The 20962-nt window shown below is 39.8% G+C and carries 18 protein-coding genes and 1 other annotated feature; of the genes, 17 read left to right on the forward strand and 1 reads right to left on the reverse strand.

The window, feature by feature from the left end; translation table 11 throughout:
* Positions 1–20 precede the first annotated feature (20 nt).
* The 3 genes from NMM25_RS00810 to NMM25_RS00820 are packed head-to-tail and all read left to right on the forward strand — an operon-like array spanning position 21 to position 5622.
* Positions 21–2180, forward strand: coding sequence for a LicD family protein (locus NMM25_RS00810; RefSeq protein ID WP_254735685.1), 2160 nt, complete (start codon positions 21–23; stop codon positions 2178–2180).
* A gap of 57 nt (positions 2181–2237) precedes the next feature.
* Entirely contained in the window at positions 2238–3050 is an 813-nt protein-coding gene (locus NMM25_RS00815; RefSeq protein ID WP_254735686.1) for a phosphorylcholine transferase LicD, read from the forward strand.
* A gap of 43 nt (positions 3051–3093) precedes the next feature.
* Positions 3094–5622: an MBL fold metallo-hydrolase gene (locus tag NMM25_RS00820; protein ID WP_254735687.1), complete on the forward strand. Its 2529-nt coding sequence runs from the start codon at positions 3094–3096 to the stop codon at positions 5620–5622.
* 46 nt (positions 5623–5668) lie between these two features.
* Here NMM25_RS00820 and NMM25_RS00825 read toward each other — a convergent pair whose 3' ends face one another.
* Positions 5669–7147 (reverse strand): oligosaccharide flippase family protein, encoded by a 1479-nt coding sequence (locus NMM25_RS00825; RefSeq protein WP_049490167.1) that lies wholly within the window; start codon positions 7145–7147, stop codon positions 5669–5671.
* Between the two features lie 122 nt (positions 7148–7269).
* On the opposite strand from NMM25_RS00825, the gene mecA reads away from it, so the two are divergent.
* The 14 genes from mecA (at position 7270) to NMM25_RS00895 (ending at position 20955) form a co-directional block, all read left to right on the forward strand.
* Positions 7270–8010, forward strand: coding sequence for an adaptor protein MecA (gene mecA / locus NMM25_RS00830; protein WP_254735688.1), 741 nt, complete (start codon positions 7270–7272; stop codon positions 8008–8010).
* A gap of 147 nt (positions 8011–8157) precedes the next feature.
* On the forward strand, positions 8158–9444 hold the full coding sequence (locus NMM25_RS00835; RefSeq protein ID WP_254735689.1) for a homoserine dehydrogenase: 1287 nt from the start codon (positions 8158–8160) through the stop codon (positions 9442–9444).
* A gap of 1 nt (position 9445) precedes the next feature.
* A complete protein-coding gene (thrB, locus tag NMM25_RS00840; RefSeq protein WP_254735690.1) occupies positions 9446–10315 on the forward strand; it encodes a homoserine kinase in 870 nt (289 codons plus the stop codon).
* Between the two features lie 213 nt (positions 10316–10528).
* Positions 10529–11467 (forward strand): peptide-methionine (R)-S-oxide reductase MsrB, encoded by a 939-nt coding sequence (gene msrB / locus NMM25_RS00845; protein WP_254735691.1) that lies wholly within the window; start codon positions 10529–10531, stop codon positions 11465–11467.
* Positions 11468–11526: 59 nt separating this feature from the next.
* Complete coding sequence (locus tag NMM25_RS00850) at positions 11527–13251, forward strand: ABC transporter ATP-binding protein (protein ID WP_254735692.1); 1725 nt, start codon at positions 11527–11529, stop codon at positions 13249–13251.
* A 1-nt stretch (position 13252) separates the two neighbouring features.
* Positions 13253–15001, forward strand: coding sequence for an ABC transporter ATP-binding protein (locus tag NMM25_RS00855; RefSeq protein WP_254735693.1), 1749 nt, complete (start codon positions 13253–13255; stop codon positions 14999–15001).
* 101 nt (positions 15002–15102) lie between these two features.
* Positions 15103–16362, forward strand: a complete 1260-nt coding sequence (locus NMM25_RS00860; protein WP_254735694.1) for a TRZ/ATZ family protein — start codon at positions 15103–15105, stop codon at positions 16360–16362.
* A 61-nt stretch (positions 16363–16423) separates the two neighbouring features.
* Positions 16424–16559: a sequence feature (ribosomal protein L10 leader region), on the forward strand.
* A gap of 38 nt (positions 16560–16597) precedes the next feature.
* Entirely contained in the window at positions 16598–17098 is a 501-nt protein-coding gene (gene rplJ, locus NMM25_RS00865) for a 50S ribosomal protein L10 (protein ID WP_001287274.1), read from the forward strand.
* A gap of 74 nt (positions 17099–17172) precedes the next feature.
* Positions 17173–17541, forward strand: a complete 369-nt coding sequence (gene rplL / locus NMM25_RS00870; protein WP_001196964.1) for a 50S ribosomal protein L7/L12 — start codon at positions 17173–17175, stop codon at positions 17539–17541.
* A gap of 201 nt (positions 17542–17742) precedes the next feature.
* On the forward strand, positions 17743–17916 hold the full coding sequence (locus tag NMM25_RS00875; protein WP_000159607.1) for a hypothetical protein: 174 nt from the start codon (positions 17743–17745) through the stop codon (positions 17914–17916).
* Positions 17913–18692 carry a replication initiator protein A gene (locus NMM25_RS00880; protein WP_000822760.1) on the forward strand — a complete coding sequence of 260 codons (780 nt, stop codon included), beginning with the start codon at positions 17913–17915 and terminating at the stop codon, positions 18690–18692. Before NMM25_RS00875 ends, NMM25_RS00880 begins: the two co-directional genes overlap by 4 nt.
* Before the next feature lie 98 nt (positions 18693–18790).
* Positions 18791–20149, forward strand: a complete 1359-nt coding sequence (gene dcm, locus NMM25_RS00885) for a DNA (cytosine-5-)-methyltransferase (RefSeq protein WP_001210967.1) — start codon at positions 18791–18793, stop codon at positions 20147–20149.
* Positions 20133–20582, forward strand: coding sequence for a hypothetical protein (locus tag NMM25_RS00890; RefSeq protein ID WP_000645879.1), 450 nt, complete (start codon positions 20133–20135; stop codon positions 20580–20582). The genes dcm and NMM25_RS00890 overlap by 17 nt, the downstream gene beginning before the upstream one ends.
* Entirely contained in the window at positions 20575–20955 is a 381-nt protein-coding gene (locus NMM25_RS00895) for a hypothetical protein (protein ID WP_000566525.1), read from the forward strand. The genes NMM25_RS00890 and NMM25_RS00895 overlap by 8 nt, the downstream gene beginning before the upstream one ends.
* The last annotated feature ends 7 nt before the right edge of the window (positions 20956–20962 follow it).

Raw genomic sequence — 20962 nt, forward strand, 5'->3', positions numbered from 1 at the left:
ATCATGAGAAGGAGTTGAAAATGAATTTTTCAAAAATGGATGAATACTTTGAAAAATCAAAACTATGGATTGCATATCTATTTGTTTTTATTTCGATTTTAAGTATGAGTTCACTGGTTTATAAGATAGCAAATCCCCTCTACAAGGGATTATCAGCGATTGTAGTGCTTTATATTTGCTATACTTTATTGTTTAAGTGGAAAGAAATCACAACAGATCGCAAATTTCTATCCTTATTTGGACTCTTAGCTGGAAGTCATCTGCTATCAGCTATTTTCAATCGCTCTGGACATCTGATTGGAAATGTGATTGAAATCCTCTTCATGGTAACCTATGTTTTATTATTTACCATGTTACAATCAGGGCAACTTAAAAAATTATTTGACTGGATTGCCTATACGGTGCAAATTGTATCTTTTTCTTCAGCAATTTTTGCGTTTGGTTTATTGGTAAGTAGAGTCCTTATCCTATTTAAGATTGGTGAACAATCTTATTACTATGGTGTCATGAATGGCCGTCTGTGGGGGATTGTCAATCCAAATGCTAGTGCGATATTTTCATACATTAGCATTATTTTGGCTATGTATTTGATCCATAAAGGAAGTAAATATTCTGTTTATCTTAAACTGAATAATGTGATTCAATTCGTTTACTTCGCTACGATGCAAAGTCGAGGAGCCTTACTTTCTTTACTTCTCATGATTGGACTCTATAGTTTCTTTGCTACTAGAGGAAGTATCGTTAAACGATTCCTCACTTTTATAGTTGCTGGTTTGCTGATTACTGCAACTAATATTGGATTAAGCTATGTAACTTCAATCTATATCTCATCTGAAACAGCGACTGTCTTAGATTTAAACAAAGGACAATCCTATGCTGAAACAGATTCGTCTGTCACTAAGAAGAACGGCGAGCTCCATCTGATCGAAACAACACCAAGTGGTAGAACCTATATCTGGAAAAATGCCATCAAGATGGGAAGTGCCAAACCAATTTTTGGTTATGGTGTACGAAACGTTCCAGATTACTACACAGAATATTTCAGTAAATTTGAGATTCAAAACTCCCTTATCGGTGGGAATTTCCATAACATTTTTGTGACCATATTTGTCAGTTCGGGAGTTCTAGGTTTGCTATCCTTCCTTCTTGTACTGGCTTATGTCATCAAGCGCTTTTTAACGTATTTGATTGTTTCCAAGAAAAATACTGATAAATTGATCATGATCCTTTTCTTCGGTATCTTGTTTGGTCAATTATTTGAAAGTCAGATTATGTATTCAACCAACTTTATCAATATCATCTTCTGGCTAGCGATTGGCTATGGACTTGTAGTCTGCAAACGAGATGAAGGAGTTCGGTACCAAGAAGTAACAGATGTTAAAGAAATTCAAGAGATGGAACTTGGAATCATGGAGTATATTCATGAAGTTTGTCAGGAAATTGGGGTCAAGTATTTCTTAGCATATGGAAGTCTAATTGGTGCTGTTCGCCATCAAGGATTTATCCCTTGGGATGATGACATGGATATCTGCATGTTACGAGAAGATTATGAAAAATTGCAAGACTACCTTATCACTAACCCTGATGAACGTTACGAGGTCATGTCTTATAAAAATAATCTCAACTATGTCTATCCCTTTATGAAAGTGCAGGATAACCATACTTACTTGCTGGAAGAAGATGTTCGCATCGATTCAAATATGGGAATCTATGTAGATATTTTCCCTGTAGATGGCTACGAGGATGACGTACAATTTAAAAACAAGATGACGAAACTGATAAAGAAACGTCAATTGAGTTGCTACACCTTTAAAGGCATTACCAATACGAAAAGTGTACTGAATTCACTGCTACGTTATGTGTCAATTATTATTTTCTATTTCACCAATACGAACAAATACGTTGCCCAGATTGAAGAGCTTGCAAAATCCCGTAAAGTCTCAGATTATGAGCAAGTGGATTATCTTATCTACAAGGATATGAACAAACCAGTGTGGAGACGTGAATGGCTGGAACAAGTTACTACTGGAACATTTGAAGGTAAGGAATTTACCATTCCGAAAAATTATCATGAAATTTTGACCTCAGACTACGGAGACTATATGCAATTGCCACCGGTTGAACAAAGAGTATCTCATCATGATTTTAAATTATGGAAGATTGTTAAAAGGTCTAAATGACGGGATTGGAATTAAGAAACGTTTAAAAATATAGTCAAATTTAGGAGAATAGAACCTATGTCTGAAAGAACTTTAACTCTTGAAGAAATCAAGCAAGTAGAATTGGATATTTTAAAGTATCTACATGATCTTTGTGAACAACATCAAATCAAATACTTTATTGATTTTGGAACCTTACTAGGAGCTGTACGCCATAAAGGATTTATCCCTTGGGATGATGATACAGATATTTCCTTGGCGCGTGATGAATTTGAAAAACTGTATAAGGTTTTACAAAATGAAAATCATCCCTACTACAAATTGATTTCATTCAGAGAAACAAAGGGATACCCATACAGTTATATGAGAGTCTATGATGTAAGGACTCGTCGAGATGCTAACCTCGTAGACCCAACGGTCATATTGGGAACTTGTGTTGACATTTTTCCATATGATGGTGTCGTAACAGAGGAAAGTGACCGTAAGAAAATGAAGCTCTACAAATATTTCATTCGCCTTTCTTCATTGAATTTTAAAGGGATCAAGTCTGAGAATGGTGGACTTAAGAACCTCCCTCGTTATATGGGAACAGCGATTTTCCGCTTAACTTCCCCACAGCTATGGAATCAAAAATTAGAGAGCCTTGCTTTGAAGTATAGTGTAGATCAAGCAACAGATCTTACTTGTACTATCTATGACCCTTATTATCCAAATGGTATAAAAAAAGAATGGCTCTATGATTTGATTGATATGCCTTATGAAGACATTGTGGTCAAGGTTCCGAGAAAATACCATGAAATACTTGCCTACGAATTTGGAGAAAACTATATGACTCCACCACCTATTGAGCAACAAGTCCCAGGAGGGGATAAAAACTACTGGATTGATTAGATTTTTAAAAGTTGCTTAATGTTAAGATAAAGGAGTTTTCAAGGTGAAAAATAAATGGTTATTAAAATCAGTCAGCTATAGTGTTCTCGCATTCTTTCTATTACTGATTCAGTTATCGCAAGGAGTAGATGCAGATACCATCTCTGCAGGTTCGGGCAATCGTATTCATTTCATAAATACAAAAGCAAAATCTGGGAGTGACGCCATCCTTCTGGAAAGCAATGGTCACTATGCTTTGATTGATATGGGAGAAGACTATGATTTTCCTGATGGGAGTGATCCACGTTATCCAAGCCGCTGGGGAATTTCCATGAGAAATTATCAAGTATTGGAGGATCGATTGATTCGCCACTTGGATCAAATAGGTGTAAAAAAATTAGATTTTATTATAGGAACTCATGTCCATAGTGACCATATTGGTGGAGCGGACGAAATACTCAATCGATATCAAGTCGGTAAGTTTTATTTGAAAAAATATTCAGATGATCGGATTACAGCAAACTGGGGACTATGGGATAATCTTTTCAATTATGATAATGCTTTGAGAGCAGCTCAAAAACGAGGAGTTACTCTTATCCAGAATATTTCAGATGAGGATAGCCATCTAAAATTAGGTGATATGGATATCCAACTCTACAACTATAAGAATGAATATGATGCTGACGGAAATCTGAAAAAAGTTCGAGATGATAACTCCAACTCCATCGTTTCAGTAGTGACTGTGGCAGGAAAGAGAATCTATCTTGGTGGAGATTTGGATAATGCCGAAGGAGCAGAAGATAAGTTAGGTCCAGTTATCGGCAAGGTTGATATGATGAAATGGAACCACCATTATGATGCGACAATTTCAAATACGATTAATTTCCTTGAAAACTTATCACCAAAAATGATTATTCAGACAACTGGTGGAGATATTAATGTTGCTTCAACCAGAGAATACCTTCAGAAGAAAAATATTCAGGTTCTTCATGCTGCTAGCCAAACTCAAGACGCTACCGTTTTTGATATTAGCGATAAAGGATTTGCAAATGTTTCAAATACCTTCCCTAATATCCCTGTAGTTGACGAAAAATGGTATCAAGAAGATGGTTATTGGAAATATCGTTTGACTGACGGAGAAATGGCTATCGGCTGGAGAGAGATTGGCGGAGCCACTTATTTCTTTAATGGAAAAGGACAAATGCAAGCAGGTCGCTGGCTTCACCTTAACGACGACTGGGGAGAAAATGCCAAAGGGAATGATTACTATCTGAACCAAAATGGTAAAATGCAAACTGGTGGTTGGTTCAAACTAGATGACTCTTGGTATTATATCCAATCAAATGGTGCTAGACGATTTAGCGAGCTCTCTGAAATTGGAGGGAAAAAGTATCTCTTTGCGGCAGATGGGAAGATGCTAACAGGACACCAAGTTTATAATGGCAAGAAGATGTTCTTTAGCGAAAGTGGTGCACTCCAAACAGCAGGTAAGCCTTCAACATGGCAAAAGATTGATTCAAATTGGTATTTCTATGATGAGGATGGGCTAAAGACCATCGGTAAAAAGAATATCAATGGAAGCACATACTACTTTAATCAAGAAGGTATCATGCAAACTGGCTGGGCCTTTGTTGATGATCACTGGAACTATTTTGCAAGTTCTGGAGCTATGAAAACTGGCTGGGTCAAGGATCAGGAAACATGGTATTATCTGGATAAAGATGGCATCATGTTAACTGGTAGACAAGATATAAATGGTGTTCGTTACTATTTGAATGCTAGTGGTGCCATGCAGACTGGCTGGAAGTGGCAAGACAATAGCTGGTACTTCTATACGAACTCAGGTGCTATGAAAACTGGTTGGTTGAAAGATAAAGAATCATGGTATTATTTGGATCCAGAAACTGGTATTATGGCTGTAGGATCTAAAGAGATTGACGGTAAGAACTATTTCTTCAGCTCTGCAGGTACTATGCAAGTTGGATGGCAGTGGTCAAATGATTCTTGGCATTACTACGCTACGTCGGGCGCACTCCAAACTGGTTGGTTGAAAGATGGTGATGTCTGGTATTATCTTGAAGGTAAGGAAGGCGTTATGTTAGTCGGCCTCCATCAAGTAGATGGTAAGCAATATTACTTTAGCAAATCTGGAGCCATGCAAACTGGCTGGAAATGGTTTGATAATCATTACCGTTACTTTGAATCAAATGGAGCCATGAAAACTGGTTGGATAAAAGACAAAGGCGTCTGGTATTATCTAAATCCTGAAGATGGCATCATGTTGGTTGGCCTTCATAAAGTAAATGGTGATCATTATTACTTTGATGAATCAGGAGCTATGCAAACAGGTTGGAAACAGTTTGATGGTAATTGGTACTATTTCCAAGCTAATGGTTCTTTGTTGAAGAACGCAACAACACCTGATGGTTACAAAGTAAACGAAGAAGGAATCTGGAAACAGGCTGTTGCTGCTGTAAATAGCGATGCAGTCAAGCCAGAACAGAAACAAGAAGCTAATTCCTCTATTGTTGAACAACCTAAACAAGATTCAAATATAGAAGCCAATGCTTCTGATAAGAAAGAAAACGAATAAAGAAGAAATCCCCTACTGGCAACTAATTTATCAGTAGGGGATTTTTTTAATTTCGTTTTAATTTAGCAAGTACAAGGTTCAGTGCATAGTGGAGTGTTTTGTCTTTGGTGATAAAGAGGGTCAAGAGGTAATAGATACCACAAGTTGCTACGGTAGAAAGAACCATGAGAATCATATTGAAGTTTACTGTGTAGGAATTGATTTGGAAAATCATCTTGAAAATATAGAAGATTGGGATAAAACCAAGGGATATGAGGCTATAACGTGTTAAGGTTATAAAAATTTCTTTTAAACTAATCAGTTGGTGTTTCTTGATAAAATGAATTTCAAGTAAAACAACGATAGTTTCTGCGATAATGGTCGTAGCGATGTAATACTCAGGTGCAAAAATATTATTGAAATACAAGATGCTATTTAATAGTATATTGGCACCACCACCAAGGAAGTAGAAGGCGGTTAAGCGATTTTCATGGTCGTTGATAAAGATAATCTGTTTACCAAGAATCAACTCAATAGCCCAAATGATGGTACGAAAAGCGAAGACGCTAGTTACGATACCCGCTTCAAGATATTTTTCAGAAGAATAAATAACAGTTGCGTACCGTCCCAATATCATAATCCCGATACTAGTTGGAACCATAAGGAAATAGAATAAGGATGCCGCTTGATTCACGAGATAATTATAGGACTTGTAATCCTTTTTCCCGAGATAGTAGCCGAGGCGTGGAATACTGACGTTGATAGCTCCACTCAAGACACTGGCAATCAGCATGACGATACTATAGGCAATTGTATAGTAGGAAATATAGTTTTCATCCGGTCCCTTGGTGATAAACATTCTATCTAACAAGGTATAAAGCATATTAGCGTTCGCTAAGAGAAGCATAGTAAAGAGTGGTTTAGAAGCTTTGACTAATTCGACGAATCCAATCTTAACAAAAGAAACTTCTCTCTTAATCCAAAGAAAACTGAGCAGGTAGTTGAGGATAGTGGTCGCTGTCATAACGATAGCATAAGGAACGATATCATCTGCCGTTTTAACGAAGGCGAAGATAGCGACCAGCATGGTAATTCGAATAATTAATGTTTTGTAGAGGATGAAGGCATAGTTTTCATAAGCCTCGTTCATCCATTCGATATTGAGAAATTGGAAGAGTGCTTGGGCCCCTAGGATGTAGTAGAGGACTTTCAGATTCTCAATGCTGGTGTCAAAGAAGATAATGAGGAAGTAGATACCTGTCGTCAGGAGAGAGGTGAAAACCGAGATATAAAACAACTTAGAAAAGACGTAGTTGATTTTATTCTTGTCATCCTTGACCTTACTAATAGCTCGAATCCCGTAGTTGTATATTCCAAAGGCAGCTAGTGGAATAACGAAACTTGCCCAGGTATTGGCTGTATTGAAATAACCGTAATTGGATTTGCTGAGAATCCGCGTCAGATAAGGATTGGTTATCAGTGGAAAAACGATATTGAGAATATTGACCAGCAAGCTGGCCAAGGCATTGACTTTTATATTTTTCATTGAACTTTCTTTCTTAAATCTAAAATCATCTCTAGTATTATATCACATTCTCGCTTCATTCTTTTGATAAAATCGTAAAAATCTAGTATAATAGATAGACTGAAAGTATGAGGTTACTAGATATGAAGATGAAACAAATTAGTGATACAACACTGAAAATCACGATGACTTTAGATGATTTGATGGATCGTGGAATGGAGATTGCAGACTTTCTCGTTCCTCAGGAAAAAACAGAAGAGTTTTTCTATGCTATTTTAGATGAATTAGAGATGCCAGACAATTTCTTGGATAGTGGCATGCTGAGTTTCCGTGTGACGCCAAAACCAGATAAGGTCGATGTCTTTGTGACCAAGTCCAAGATTGACCAGAATCTGGATTTTGAAGATTTGACGGACCTACCTGATATGGAAGAGTTGGCCCAAATGTCACCAGACGAATTTCTCAAAACCTTGGAAAAAAGTATCGCAGAAAAGACCAAGGATGATATAGAGGCCATCCAATCACTAGAACAGGTCGAGGCTAAGGAAGAGGAGTTGGAGCAAGCGAACAAGGAGACTGAGAATAAGAAAGAACCTTATATCTACTATATCCTGCGCTTTTCAAGCCTTGCTGACTTGGTTGCTTTTGCAAAGACGGTTAACTACCAGATGGAAACATCTGAACTCTATAAGATGAATGGGTACTACTATTTGACAATCTTAGTTGATGTGGAGAATCATCCTAGTCCATATCCAGCCTGGCTCTTGGCTCGTATGCGTGAATTTGCTGACGACAGTGACATCAGCCGTTCGGTCTTACAAGAGTATGGTCACATCTTGATCAATCACGACGCTGTGTTCGGTCTTCAAAAGATTCGTTCATAATTTTCAAAATCAATTTTCATTTATCAAGAAAGACGAATCATGGGATTCGTTTTTTCTTTTCTAGACCGAAATAGTGATTTACTATAATAGGAATTTTCATAAAATTCTGTTATAATGGCTATATCAGAAAATTTCTAGGAGACAAACATGACAGTTAAAATTGCTTTACTTGGATTTGGTACCGTTGCAAGTGGCGTGCCTTTCCTCCTAAAGGAAAATGGAGAAAAAATCGTTCAGTCAGCTCATTCAGAGATTGAAGTAGCCAAGGTATTGGTCAAGGATGAAGATGAGAAGAACCGCTTGCTTGCAGCAGGAAATGACTTTAACTTTGTAACCAATGTAGATGATATTTTAGCAGACAAGGACATTACAATCGTAGTGGAATTGATGGGGCGTATCGAACCAGCTAAAACCTTTATCACGCGTGCCTTGGAAGCTGGGAAACACGTTGTTACTGCTAATAAGGACCTTTTGGCTGTCCATGGAGCAGAATTGCTAGAAATCGCTAAAGAGCATAATGTAGCACTTTACTACGAAGCAGCTGTTGCTGGTGGGATTCCAATTCTTCGCACTCTAGCAAATTCATTGGCTTCTGATAAAATCACGCGCGTTCTTGGTGTCGTTAACGGAACTTCCAACTTCATGATGACCAAGATGGTCGAAGAAGGCTGGTCTTATGATGATGCTCTGGCTGAAGCGCAAAGACTTGGTTTTGCAGAAAGCGACCCTACAAATGACGTGGATGGGATTGACGCAGCCTACAAGATGGTGATTTTGAGCCAGTTTGCTTTTGGTATGAAGGTTGCCTTTGACGATGTAGCCCACAAGGGAATCCGCAACATCACACCAGAAGATGTAGCTGTAGCCCAAGACCTTGGCTATGTAGTGAAATTGGTTGGTTCTATCGAGGAAACTCCTTCAGGTATTGCTGCAGAAGTGACTCCAACCTTCCTACCTAAAGCACATCCACTTGCCAGTGTGAATGGGGTAATGAACGCTGTTTTTGTAGAATCTATCGGTATCGGTGAGTCTATGTATTACGGACCAGGTGCGGGTCAAAAACCAACTGCAACAAGTGTTGTAGCGGACATTGTCCGTATCGTTCGTCGCTTGAATGATGGTACCATTGGTAAAGACTTCAACGAATACAGCCGTGACTTGGTCTTGGCTAATCCAGAAGATGTCAAAGCTAATTACTACTTCTCAATCTTGGCTCCAGACTCAAAAGGTCAGGTCTTGAAACTAGCTGAAATCTTTAATGCTCAAGATATTTCCTTCAAGCAAATCCTCCAAGATGGCAAAGAGGGTGACAAGGTGCGTGTAGTGATTATCACTCATAAGATTAATAAAGCGCAGCTTGAGAATGTTTCAGCTGAGTTGGCCAAAGCTTCAGAATTTGACCTCTTGAATACCTTCAAGGTGTTAGGAGAATAGGATGAAGATTATTGTACCAGCAACCAGTGCCAATATTGGGCCAGGTTTTGATTCGGTCGGTGTAGCTGTAACCAAGTATCTTCAAATTGAGGTCTGTGAAGAACGGGATGAGTGGTTGATTGAACACCAGATTGGCAAATGGATTCCCCATGACGAGCGTAATCTTTTGCTTAAGATTGCCTTGCAAATTGCGCCTGACTTGCAACCGAGACGCTTGAAAATGACCAGTGATGTTCCCTTGGCGCGTGGTTTGGGTTCTTCTAGCTCGGTTATCGTTGCTGGAATTGAACTGGCTAACCAACTGGGCAATCTCAACTTATCTAACCACGACAAATTGCAGTTGGCTACCAAGATTGAAGGACATCCTGACAATGTAGCTCCAGCAATTTACGGCAATCTCGTTATTGCAAGTTCTGTTGAAGGAAATGTTTCAGCGATTGTGGCTGCTTTCCCAGAGTGTGGTTTTCTAGCTTATATTCCCAACTATGAATTGCGCACTCGAGACAGCCGCGGTGTCTTGCCTAAGAAATTGTCCTACAAGGAAGCTGTTGCAGCTAGTTCTATCGCCAATGTGGCCGTTGCAGCCTTGTTAGCAGGAGATATGGTGACAGCTGGTCAAGCAATCGAGGGGGACCTCTTCCACGAGCGTTATCGTCAAAGTCTGGTCCGTGAATTTGCGACGATTAAGCAAGTAGCCAAAGAGAATGGTGCCTATGCAACCTATCTCTCTGGTGCCGGACCGACAGTTATGGTCTTGGCTTCTCATGACAAGATGCCAGCGATTAAGGCAGAATTGCAAAAGCAGTCTTTCAAAGGCAAACTGCATGATTTGAAAGTTGATACCAAAGGTGTCCGTGTCGAAGCAAAATAAAGAATAGAAGATAGGATGGGGAAACTCTCGACCAGAGGCCTTCCTATCCTTTTTTTGAAAAGAAGTTTATACTCAATGAAAATCAAAGAGCAAACTAGGAAGCTAGCCGCAGGTTGCTCAAAACATGGTTTTGAGGTTGCAGATGTAAGCTGACGTGGTTTGAAGATATTTTCGAAGAGTATTAGTTAAAAACTCGATAAAGGAGAAATGAAGATGGCAGAAATTTATCTAGCAGGTGGTTGTTTTTGGGGGTTAGAGGAATATTTTTCCCGTATTTCTGGAGTGCTGGCAACCAGTGTTGGCTACGCTAATGGGCAAGTCGAAACGACCAATTACCAGCTGATTAAGGAAACAGACCATGCAGAAACGGTTCAAGTGATTTACGATGAGAAAGCAGTGTCACTTCGAGAAATTTTGCTTTATTATTTCCGAGTCATCGATCCCTTATCTATCAACCAGCAAGGGAATGACCGTGGTCGTCAATATCGTACTGGGATTTATTACCAAGATGAAGCAGACTTGCCTGCTATCTACACAGTGGTGCAGGAGCAGGAACGCATGCTGGGTCGAAAGATTGCAGTAGAAGTGGAGAAACTTCGCCACTACATTTTAGCAGAAGACTACCACCAAGACTATCTTAAGAAAAATCCTTCGGGTTACTGTCATATCAATGTGACCGATGCTGAGAAGCCATTGATTGACGCAGCCAACCATGAAAAACCTAGTCAAGAGGTGTTAAAGGAAAGCTTAACTGAAGAGTCTTATCGTGTTACGCAAGAAGCTGCTACAGAGGCGCCGTTTAGTAATGCTTATGACCAAACTTTTGAAGAGGGGATTTATGTAGACATCACGACAGGGGAGCCACTCTTTTTTGCTAAGGATAAGTTTGCCTCAGGTTGTGGTTGGCCAAGTTTTAGTCGTCCGATTTCTAAGGAATTGATTCACTACTACAAGGACTTAAGTCATGGGATGGAGCGAATCGAGGTTCGTTCTCGCTCAGGCAATGCTCACTTGGGTCATGTTTTCACAGATGGCCCTCAGGAATTAGGTGGTCTGCGTTACTGTATTAATTCTGCATCCTTGCGCTTTGTAGCCAAGGATGAGATGGAAAAAGCAGGATATGGCTATCTATTACCTTACTTAAACAAATAAAACTGAGAGGGTGGGGCTTCCCACTTTCTTCATTTCCAGAATAAGAATAGAAGGGACTTATGAAACACTTACTATCTTACTTCAAACCCTACATCAAAGAGTCGATTTTAGCACCCCTGTTCAAGCTGCTAGAAGCTGTGTTTGAGCTCTTGGTTCCCATGGTGATTGCTGGGATTGTTGACCAATCCTTGCCTCAGAGAGATCAAGGGCATCTCTGGATGCAGATTGGCCTGCTCCTTATCTTTGCAGTGATTGGCGTTTTAGTAGCCTTGATTGCTCAATTCTATTCAGCCAAGGCAGCGGTTGGGTTTGCCAAAGAACTGACAGACGACCTTTATCGTCATATTCTTTCCCTACCCAAGGACAGCAGAGATCGTCTGACAACTTCTAGCTTGGTGACTCGCTTGACTTCGGATACTTACCAGATTCAGACTGGTATCAATCAATTCCTGCGCCTCTTTTTGCGAGCGCCTATTATCGTTTTTGGAGCCATTTTTATGGCCTATCGCATCTCGGCTGAGCTAACTTTCTGGTTTTTGGTTATGGTTGTCATTCTGACCATTGTTATTGTAGGGCTCTCTCGACTGGTCAATCCTCTCTACAGTAGTCTCAGAAAGAAAACGGACCAGCTGGTTCAGGAAACGCGTCAGCAATTACAAGGAATGCGAGTTATTCGTGCTTTTGGTCAGGAAAAACGAGAGTTACAGATTTTTCAAACCCTTAACCAAGTTTATGCTAGATTGCAAGAAAAGACAGGCTTCTGGTCCAGTTTATTAGCCCCTCTGACCTATCTGATTGTTAATGGAACTCTCCTCGTCATCATCTGGCAGGGCTATATTTCAATTCAAGGAGGTTTACTCAGTCAGGGTGCCCTGATTGCCCTCATCAACTATCTTTTACAAATCTTGGTGGAATTGGTTAAGCTCGCCATGCTGATTAATTCTCTCAACCAATCCTATATCTCAGCCAAGCGAATCGAGGAAGTCTTTGCCGAAGCTCCAGAAGATATCCATTCAGAGTTAGAAGAAAAACAAGTTACCAACGATCAGGTTTTACAAGTCAAAGAGTTAACCTTTACCTATCCTGATGCGGCTCAGCCTTCTCTTAGAGACATTTCCTTTGATATGAAGCAAGGGCAAATCCTTGGTATCATTGGGGGTACTGGTTCTGGGAAATCAAGCTTGGTGCAAGTCTTACTTGGACTTTACCCGGCAGACAAGGGGAGCATTGCCCTTTATCGAGATGGATGTAGTCCTCGTAATCTTGAGCAGTGGCGGTCTTGGATTGCCTATGTTCCCCAAAAGGTCGAACTCTTTAAGGGAACCATTCGTTCCAACTTGACTCTAGGTTTCAATCAAGAAGTGACTGATCAAGAACTCTGGCAGGCCTTGGAGATTGCGCAAGCTAAGGATTTTGTCAGTGATAAGGAAGGACTATTGGATGCTGTAGTTGAAGCAGGAGGTCGAAATTTCTCAGGTGGACAAAAACAAAGGCTGTCTATTGCACGTGCAGTCTTGCGCCAAGCTCCATTTCTCATCCTAGATGATGCGACCTCGGCCCTCGACACCATCACCGAGTCTAAGCTCTTGAAAGCTATTCGAGAAAATATGCCAAATACGAGCTTAATCTTGATTTCTCAACGGACTTCGACACTTCAGATGGCTGACCAGATTCTCCTCTTGGAAAAAGGTGAGCTCCTAGCTATCGGCAAGCACGAGGACTTGATGAAAACTAGCCAAGTCTATTGCGAAATCAATGCATCCCAACATGGAAAGGAGGACTAGCATGAGACGACAAACCGCAAACCAGACGCTCACACGTTTGGCTAAAGACCTTGCAAGTCACCCTTTCCTCCTTTTCCTAGCCTTTCTAGGAACTATTGCTCAAGTTGGCTTATCAATTTACCTACCTATTCTGATTGGGCAGGTCATTGACCAGGCCCTAGTGGCTGGTTCATCGCTAGTTTTTTGGCAGATTTTCATTCAGATGATATTGGTGGTCATAGGAAATACCCTGGTTCAATGGGCCAATCCTCTCCTCTATAATCGCCTAATCTTTTCTTATACCAAAGACTTGCGAGAGCGAATCATCCATAAACTCCATCGTTTACCGATTGCCTTTGTAGATAGACAAGGTAGTGGGGAGATGGTTAGTCGTGTAACCACGGACATCGAACAGTTGGTGGCTGGCTTGACCATGATTTTTAACCAATTTTTCATTGGTGTCTTGATGATTTTGGTTAGTATTCTAGCAATGCTCCAAATTCATCTCCTCATGACCCTCTTGGTCTTGCTGTTGACGCCACTGTCCATGGTGATTTCACGCTTTATTGCCAAGAGATCTTATCACCTCTTCCAGAAGCAAACGGAGACAAGGGGGATTCAGACTCAGTTGATTGAAGAATCGCTTAGCCAGCAGACTATTATCCAGTCCTTCAATGCTCAAGGAGAGTTTATCCAAAGATTGCATGAGGCGAATGCCAACTATGCAGGCTATTCTCAGTCAGCTATCTTTTATTCTTCAACGGTCAATCCTTCGACTCGCTTTGTCAATGCACTCATTTATGCGCTTTTAGCTGGAGTGGGAGCCTATCGTATTATGATGGGTTCAACCTTGACCATTGGGCGTTTAGTGACTTTTTTAAACTATGTCCAACAGTACACCAAGCCCTTTAATGATATTTCTTCTGTTTTAGCCGAGTTGCAAAGTGCTCTCGCTTGCGCAGAGCGCGTCTATGCTGTCTTAGAAAGTCCTGAGGTTGCTGAAATAGGTAAGGAAATCTTGACCAGTGACCAAGTCAAGGGAGCTATTTCCTTTAAACATGTCTCTTTTGGCTATCATCTTGAGAAGGTTTTGATTAAGGATTTATCCATTGACATTCCAGCTGGTAGCAAGGTTGCTATTGTTGGTCCTACGGGTGCTGGCAAATCAACCCTCATCAATCTCCTCATGCGTTTTTATCCTATTAACTCGGGAGATATCTTGTTAGATGGGCAATCCATTTATGATTATACCCGAGCGTCATTGAGACAGCAGTTTGGAATGGTACTCCAAGAAACTTGGCTCAAGCAAGGAACCATTCATGATAATATTGCCTTTGGTAATCCTGATGCTAGTCGGGAGCAGGTGATCGCTGCTGCCAAAGCAGCCAATGCAGACTTTTTCATCCAACAGTTGCCACAGGGATACGATACTAAGTTGGAAAATGCAGGAGAATCTCTCTCTGTTGGGCAAGCTCAGCTCTTGACCATCGCTCGAGTCTTTCTAGCTATCCCAAAGATTCTTATCTTAGACGAGGCGACTTCTTCCATCGATACACGGACAGAAGTGCTTGTTCAGGATGCCTTTGCCAAACTCATGAAGGAGCGCACAAGCTTTATCATTGCTCACCGTTTGTCAACCATTCAGGATGCGGATTTGATTCTTGTCTTGGTAGATGGTGACATTGTTGAGCATGGTAACCATCAGGATCTCATGGCTAGAAAGGGCAAGTATTACCAAATGCAGAAAGCTGCAGCTTTTAGCTCTGAATAATCCTTTCTATTTTAAAATCTTATGAACGAAAAAAGGTTGCCTTCGGGTGACTTTTTTGTTACAATAGCTAGAAAAAATCAGGGTCTTAGAAGGAGAAAACAATGAAAGTCTATCAGCATGTAAATATCGTGACTTGTGACAAAGATTTCCATGTTTATTTGGATGGTATCTTAGCCGTTAAGGACTCTCAAATCGTCTATGTCGGCCAAGAGGAGCCAGAGATTTTAGAGCAAGCTGAGCAGATTATAGACTATCAGGGAGCCTGGATCATGCCTGGTTTGGTTAATTGCCATACCCATTCTGCTATGACAGGTTTGCGAGGGATCCGGGATGATAGTAATCTCCATGAATGGCTCAATGACTATATTTGGCCAGCAGAAGCAGGATTTACTCCCGATATGACTACCAAGGCAGTCAAAGAAGCTCTGACAGAGATGCTCCAGTCAGGAACAACAACCTTCAACGATATGTATAATCCCAATGGTGTGGATATTGAGCAAATTTATCAGGCAGTGAAGGCTTCCAAGATGCGTTGTTATTTCTCACCGACCCTCTTTTCTTCAGAGACAGAAACAACTGCTGAGACTATAAGCAGAACACGAGCCATCATAGAGGAAATCTTAGGATATGAAAATCCAAATTTCAAGGTTATGGTAGCCCCTCATTCTCCCTACAGCTGTAGTAAAGATTTACTGGCAGGAAGCTTAGAACTGGCAAAAGAGCTGGACATTCCTATCCATATCCATGTGGCGGAGACCAAGGAGGAATCAGGAATAATCCTGAAACGATACGGCAAACGCCCTCTCACCTTTCTAGAAGAACTAGGTTACTTAGATCATCCGTCTGTCTTTGCTCATGGGGTTGAACTAAACGAGAGAGAAATTGAATGCTTGGCGACTTCTCAAGTGGCTATCGCCCACAATCCTATTAGTAATCTCAAACTGGCCTCAGGGATCGCTCCAATCATCCAACTTCAAAAAGCAGGAGTAGCAGTCGGAATTGCGACTGACTCAGTTGCTTCCAATAACAATCTAGATATGTTTGAGGAAGGACGGACCGCAGCCCTTCTTCAGAAAATGAAGAGTGGAGATGCCAGCCAATTCCCTATCAAGACAGCCCTTAAGGCACTGACGATCGAAGGAGCTGAGGTTCTAGGAATGGAAAAGCAGATAGGAAGCCTAGAAGTCAGCAAGCAAGCAGATTTTCTCGTTATTCAACCACAGGGGAAAATCCATCTTCAGCCTCAGGAAAATATGCTCTCTCACCTGGTTTATGCTGTCAAATCCAGTGATGTTGACGATGTTTATATCGCTGGAGAACAGGTGGTTAAGCAAGGCAAAGTTTTGACAGTAGAGATTTAAAAAAATTTAAAAAAAGTTTGCAAAAATCTTGCATTCTTTTTTTGTCTATGCTATACTTATATACGGTTTGAAAAAACTGCCTAAGACAGTAGGGGAGCTCGACTCATAAAGATCCTACCGAGGACAAAACGTATCATGTAAAAAGAAGCGTATTGTACTTTCGTGTCTAGGTTTGGGCGCGTTTTTCTTTTGGAAAAATTCCCCAAGCAAAATAATTACGGAGGTGAACACACTAATGAGTGAAGCAATTATTGCTAAAAAAGCGGAACTAGTTGACGTAGTAGCTGAAAAAATGAAAGCTGCTGCATCTATCGTCGTTGTAGACGCTCGTGGTTTGACAGTTGAGCAAGATACAGTTCTTCGTCGTGAGCTTCGTGGAAGCGAAGTTGAGTATAAAGTCATTAAAAACTCAATCTTGCGTCGTGCAGCTGAAAAAGCTGGTCTTGAAGATCTTGCATCAGTATTTGTTGGACCATCTGCAGTAGCATTTTCTAACGAAGATGTTATCGCACCAGCGAAAATCTTGAACGACTTTGCTAAAAACGCTGAAGCACTTGAAATCAAAGGTGGTGCAATCGAAGGCGCTGTCGCATCTAAAGAAGAAATCGTTGCTCTTGCAACTCTTCCAAACCGCGAAGGACTTCTTTCTATGCTCCTTTCTGTACTTCAAGCGCCAGTGCGCAACGTTGCTCTTGCAGTCAAAGCGGTTGCAGACAACAAAGAAGACGCAGCTTAATCTTAAGCTACGCAGCGTAGCCTAGCTACGGAAAAACGATTATAAAATTAAAAACTTATTTGGAGGAAATAACAATGGCATTGAACATTGAAAACATTATTGCTGAAATTAAAGAAGCTTCAATCCTTGAATTGAACGACCTTGTAAAAGCTATCGAAGAAGAATTTGGTGTAACTGCAGCTGCTCCTGTAGCTGTTGCTGCAGCTGGTGCTGCTGACGCTGGTGCTGCTAAAGACTCATTTGACGTTGAGTTGACAGCTGCTGGTGACAAAAAAGTTGGCGTTATCAAAGTTGTGCGTGAAATCACTGGTCTTGGACTTAAAGAAGCTAAAGAACTTGTTGATGGTGCACCAGGTGTCATCAAAGAAGGCGTTCCAACTGCAGAAGCTGAAGAAATCAAAGCTAAATTGGAAGAAGCTGGAGCTTCAGTTACTCTTAAATAAGAGGCATATACCAATTAGAATTCGGAATACTATAGTATCAGCCTTTTAGAATCGTGAACACATTTTAGAAACTGATAAATTAATTTAGTTTCCTACCAAAAACCCTACCAAAAATTAATTTGGCAGGGTTTTTCTTTTTAACAAATTTATCGTGGAGAACAATTGAATATTGTTCTCCTTTTTTTATTTTCAGGAGGGAAAATGACAAAAGAATTACAATCATCACGCTATATTGTCATTTCATTTTTAGTACGTGAAATGGGAATTGATATTGTTGAAGCCATCTCTCTTATGGCAGAATTAGAAAAAAGTGGCTTGGTTCGATTGGAATCAAGTGGAGATTTAATACTCAAAGAACTAGGAGGAGCTCTATGAAACGAATTACCGCAAATCAATACCATACTTCAGAACGGTATTATAAATTACCTAAAATTCTTTTTGAGGATGAAAAATATATGGATATGAAACTAGAAGTAAAGGTGGCTTATTCTATTTTAAAAGATCGTTTAGAATTATCTCTCAGTCGTGGTTGGATAGATGAAGAAGGGGCGGTTTATTTAGTATTTTCTAATTCTAAACTGATGAAGTTGTTAGGTTGTTCTAAGTCAAAATTACTGTCTATCAAAAAAATTCTTAAAGAATATGACTTAATTGATGAAGTTCAACAGTCTTCAAGTGAGAAAGGGAGACTTGCTAATAAGATTTATTTAGGGGAATTGTCTTCTACCCCAGTAGCTAATTCAAACAGGCCTAGTGTTAAAAAAAGACTAGGGCAGGATGAAAATGAAACGGCCCCCGTCTCACATTCAGCCCCTAGTGAGACTGAAGTTAGTGAGACTAAATATAGTGAGACTGATTCTTTATTTATTGAGGATGAGGAGGAGAGGTATACTCAACCTATCTTGAAAAGAAAAGTAGAAAAGGTCACAAAATATGATCAAGATTATATTTGGGGATTGGTACAAGATCAATTTAGACGAGAAGGTTTTTCTGAAACAGCCAGTGAAATTGCTATGACTGATTTTGAGAGAATCTATCAGTATGCTCTTGACAATGTTCGCTTTGTTAGAAGAGCGGAAGTACTTGCTGAATTTGTGTTTAATGGCCTGTATTCTGTTTGGAATAACCGTGTTAGAAAAGGAGGTGGTTAGATGTCGTCAATCGAGTGGATATTAGTTTTGCTCATTTTCATTTCAAGTGGTGTGACACTTTGGATATTGATAGTCGATCAGAAAGGGGTAATCAAGAAATGAGATTTATTGATTTATTTTCAGGTATAGGTGGTTTTCGACTTGGAATGGAAAGTGTAGGACACGAGTGTATTGGATTTTGTGAGATTGATAAATTTGCTAGAGAATCTTATAAATCCATTTTTCAAACGGAAGGAGAAATCGAATTTCATGACATACGAGATGTTTCAGATGACGAATTTAAAAAACTTAGAGGGAAAGTCGATATCATCTGTGGGGGATTCCCTTGTCAAGCATTTTCAATCGCAGGAAGACGATTGGGATTTGAAGATATTAGAGGAACTTTGTTCTTCGAAATTGCTCGGGCGGCCAAACAAATCCAACCACGTTTTCTTTTTCTTGAAAATGTTAAAGGCTTACTCAATCACGATAAGGGACGGACGTTCACCACAATCCTTACCACACTTGATGAGTTGGGGTTTGATGTTGAGTGGCAGGTGCTTAACAGTAAGGATTTTGGCGTTCCCCAAAACAGAGAGAGGGTGTTTATTATCGGACATTCTAGAAAGAAAGGTACCCGACTCCTATTTCCTTTCAGACGAGAAGGTCAAGCAACTAACTCTGAGACTTTAAAAACACTAGGAAATTTGAATCCATCAAAAAGTGGCATGAGCGGTAAAGTCTATTATTCAGAGGGGTTAGCGCCAACATTAGTTCGTGGAAAAGGAGAAGGATTTAAAGTTGCGATTCCTTGTATGACACCAGACAGATTAGAAAAAAGACAAAATGGTAGACGATTTAAGGAAAACCAAGAGCCAATGTTTACTTTGAATACTCAGGATCTCCATGGTATTGTTGTTGTTGGAGATTTACCAACTAGCTTTAAGGAGACTGGTCGCGTATATGGAAGTGATGGGTTATCTCCAACACTAACTACGATGCAAGGTGGAGATAAAATTCCCAAAATACTGATCCCAGAACCAATCCATTTTCTAAAAATCAGGGAAGCAACTAAAAAAGGGTACGCTCAAGCAGAGATTGGAGATTCAATCAATTTAGAAAGACCAAGTTCTCAGTATCGGCGTGGTAGAGTTGGAAAAGGTATAGCGAATACGTTGACAACTAGTGGTCAAATGGGAGTAGTAGTGGCTAGCTATGAAGGAGAAGATAAGCAAGTTTACCATGTAGCCGGTGTTTTAATTAATGGACAATTTTACCGTTTGAGAATACGACGAATCACTCCTAAAGAGTGTTTTCGATTGCAGGGGTTTCCTGATTGGGCTTTTGAAGCTGCTAGAAAAGTCTCTAGTAATAGTCAGCTCTATAAACAAGCTGGTAATAGTGTAACCGTTCCTGTGATTGCTGCAATCGCAAAGAAATTAAAAGAAATAGAGGAAAAAGATGAAAGCTTTAAATAAAGAGTCAATACTAGATTGTGACGAATTAGAAACAGAATTACATGATGCAGAAATCAAACAGCTGGATGAACAAATATTTTTAATGCCCAATTATCTATGTGAGTTTGAAGTGACATTTTTAGATGATTACCATAAAAAACATAACTATCCACTATTTTATGAATCCTATCTTCAAAACGTTATGGAATTCCTCGAAAGTCAGGATATAAAGAACGGAGCTGATGCCTTTATAGATGATAATCAGAATCTTGTTTTTGTTTTATATGGACAAGGCTATCGAGCCGAGGGAAAAGAGGGAATACTTACAACCCAAGTAACTGTAAAAGCCTATGATGAAGACAAGAAATCAATTAACTTCTCAGATCTATTAGATTCCTTAATCGTCTCAGAATATCAAATGGAACCGAATCTTTGGGAGGTCTCCCATGATTGATCTCTATCTAAGTAAAAATAACCATAGAAATCAAATTCTTTTAGATTTCTTTCAAAACTACGGAATAGAGGTATCTTGTCATTCGATTTCTGAAATGACAAAGGACAAATTAATTGAGATGATGAGCTATTCTTCAGATTGTTTTGAGTTTTTATCTCCTAATTTATTACGATTTAAGAACCGTGACAATCTAAGATTAACGGATTTCATCGAAATGATATTAAAAAATCCTGAACTAAGCATCAGACTTCCTCTTGCAGTTTCAAATAAGAGAGTTTATCCAAATCTGAATTTGGAAGAGGCTAGAGCTCTATTGCCAAGAGATACGAAACAATTGATTTACATGGCACAAACACATTATTTATCTAACTAAAGGAGAA

It is taken from the genome of Streptococcus sp. CF10-1, from assembly GCF_024295825.1.
Taxonomy (GTDB): Bacteria; Bacillota; Bacilli; order Lactobacillales; family Streptococcaceae; genus Streptococcus.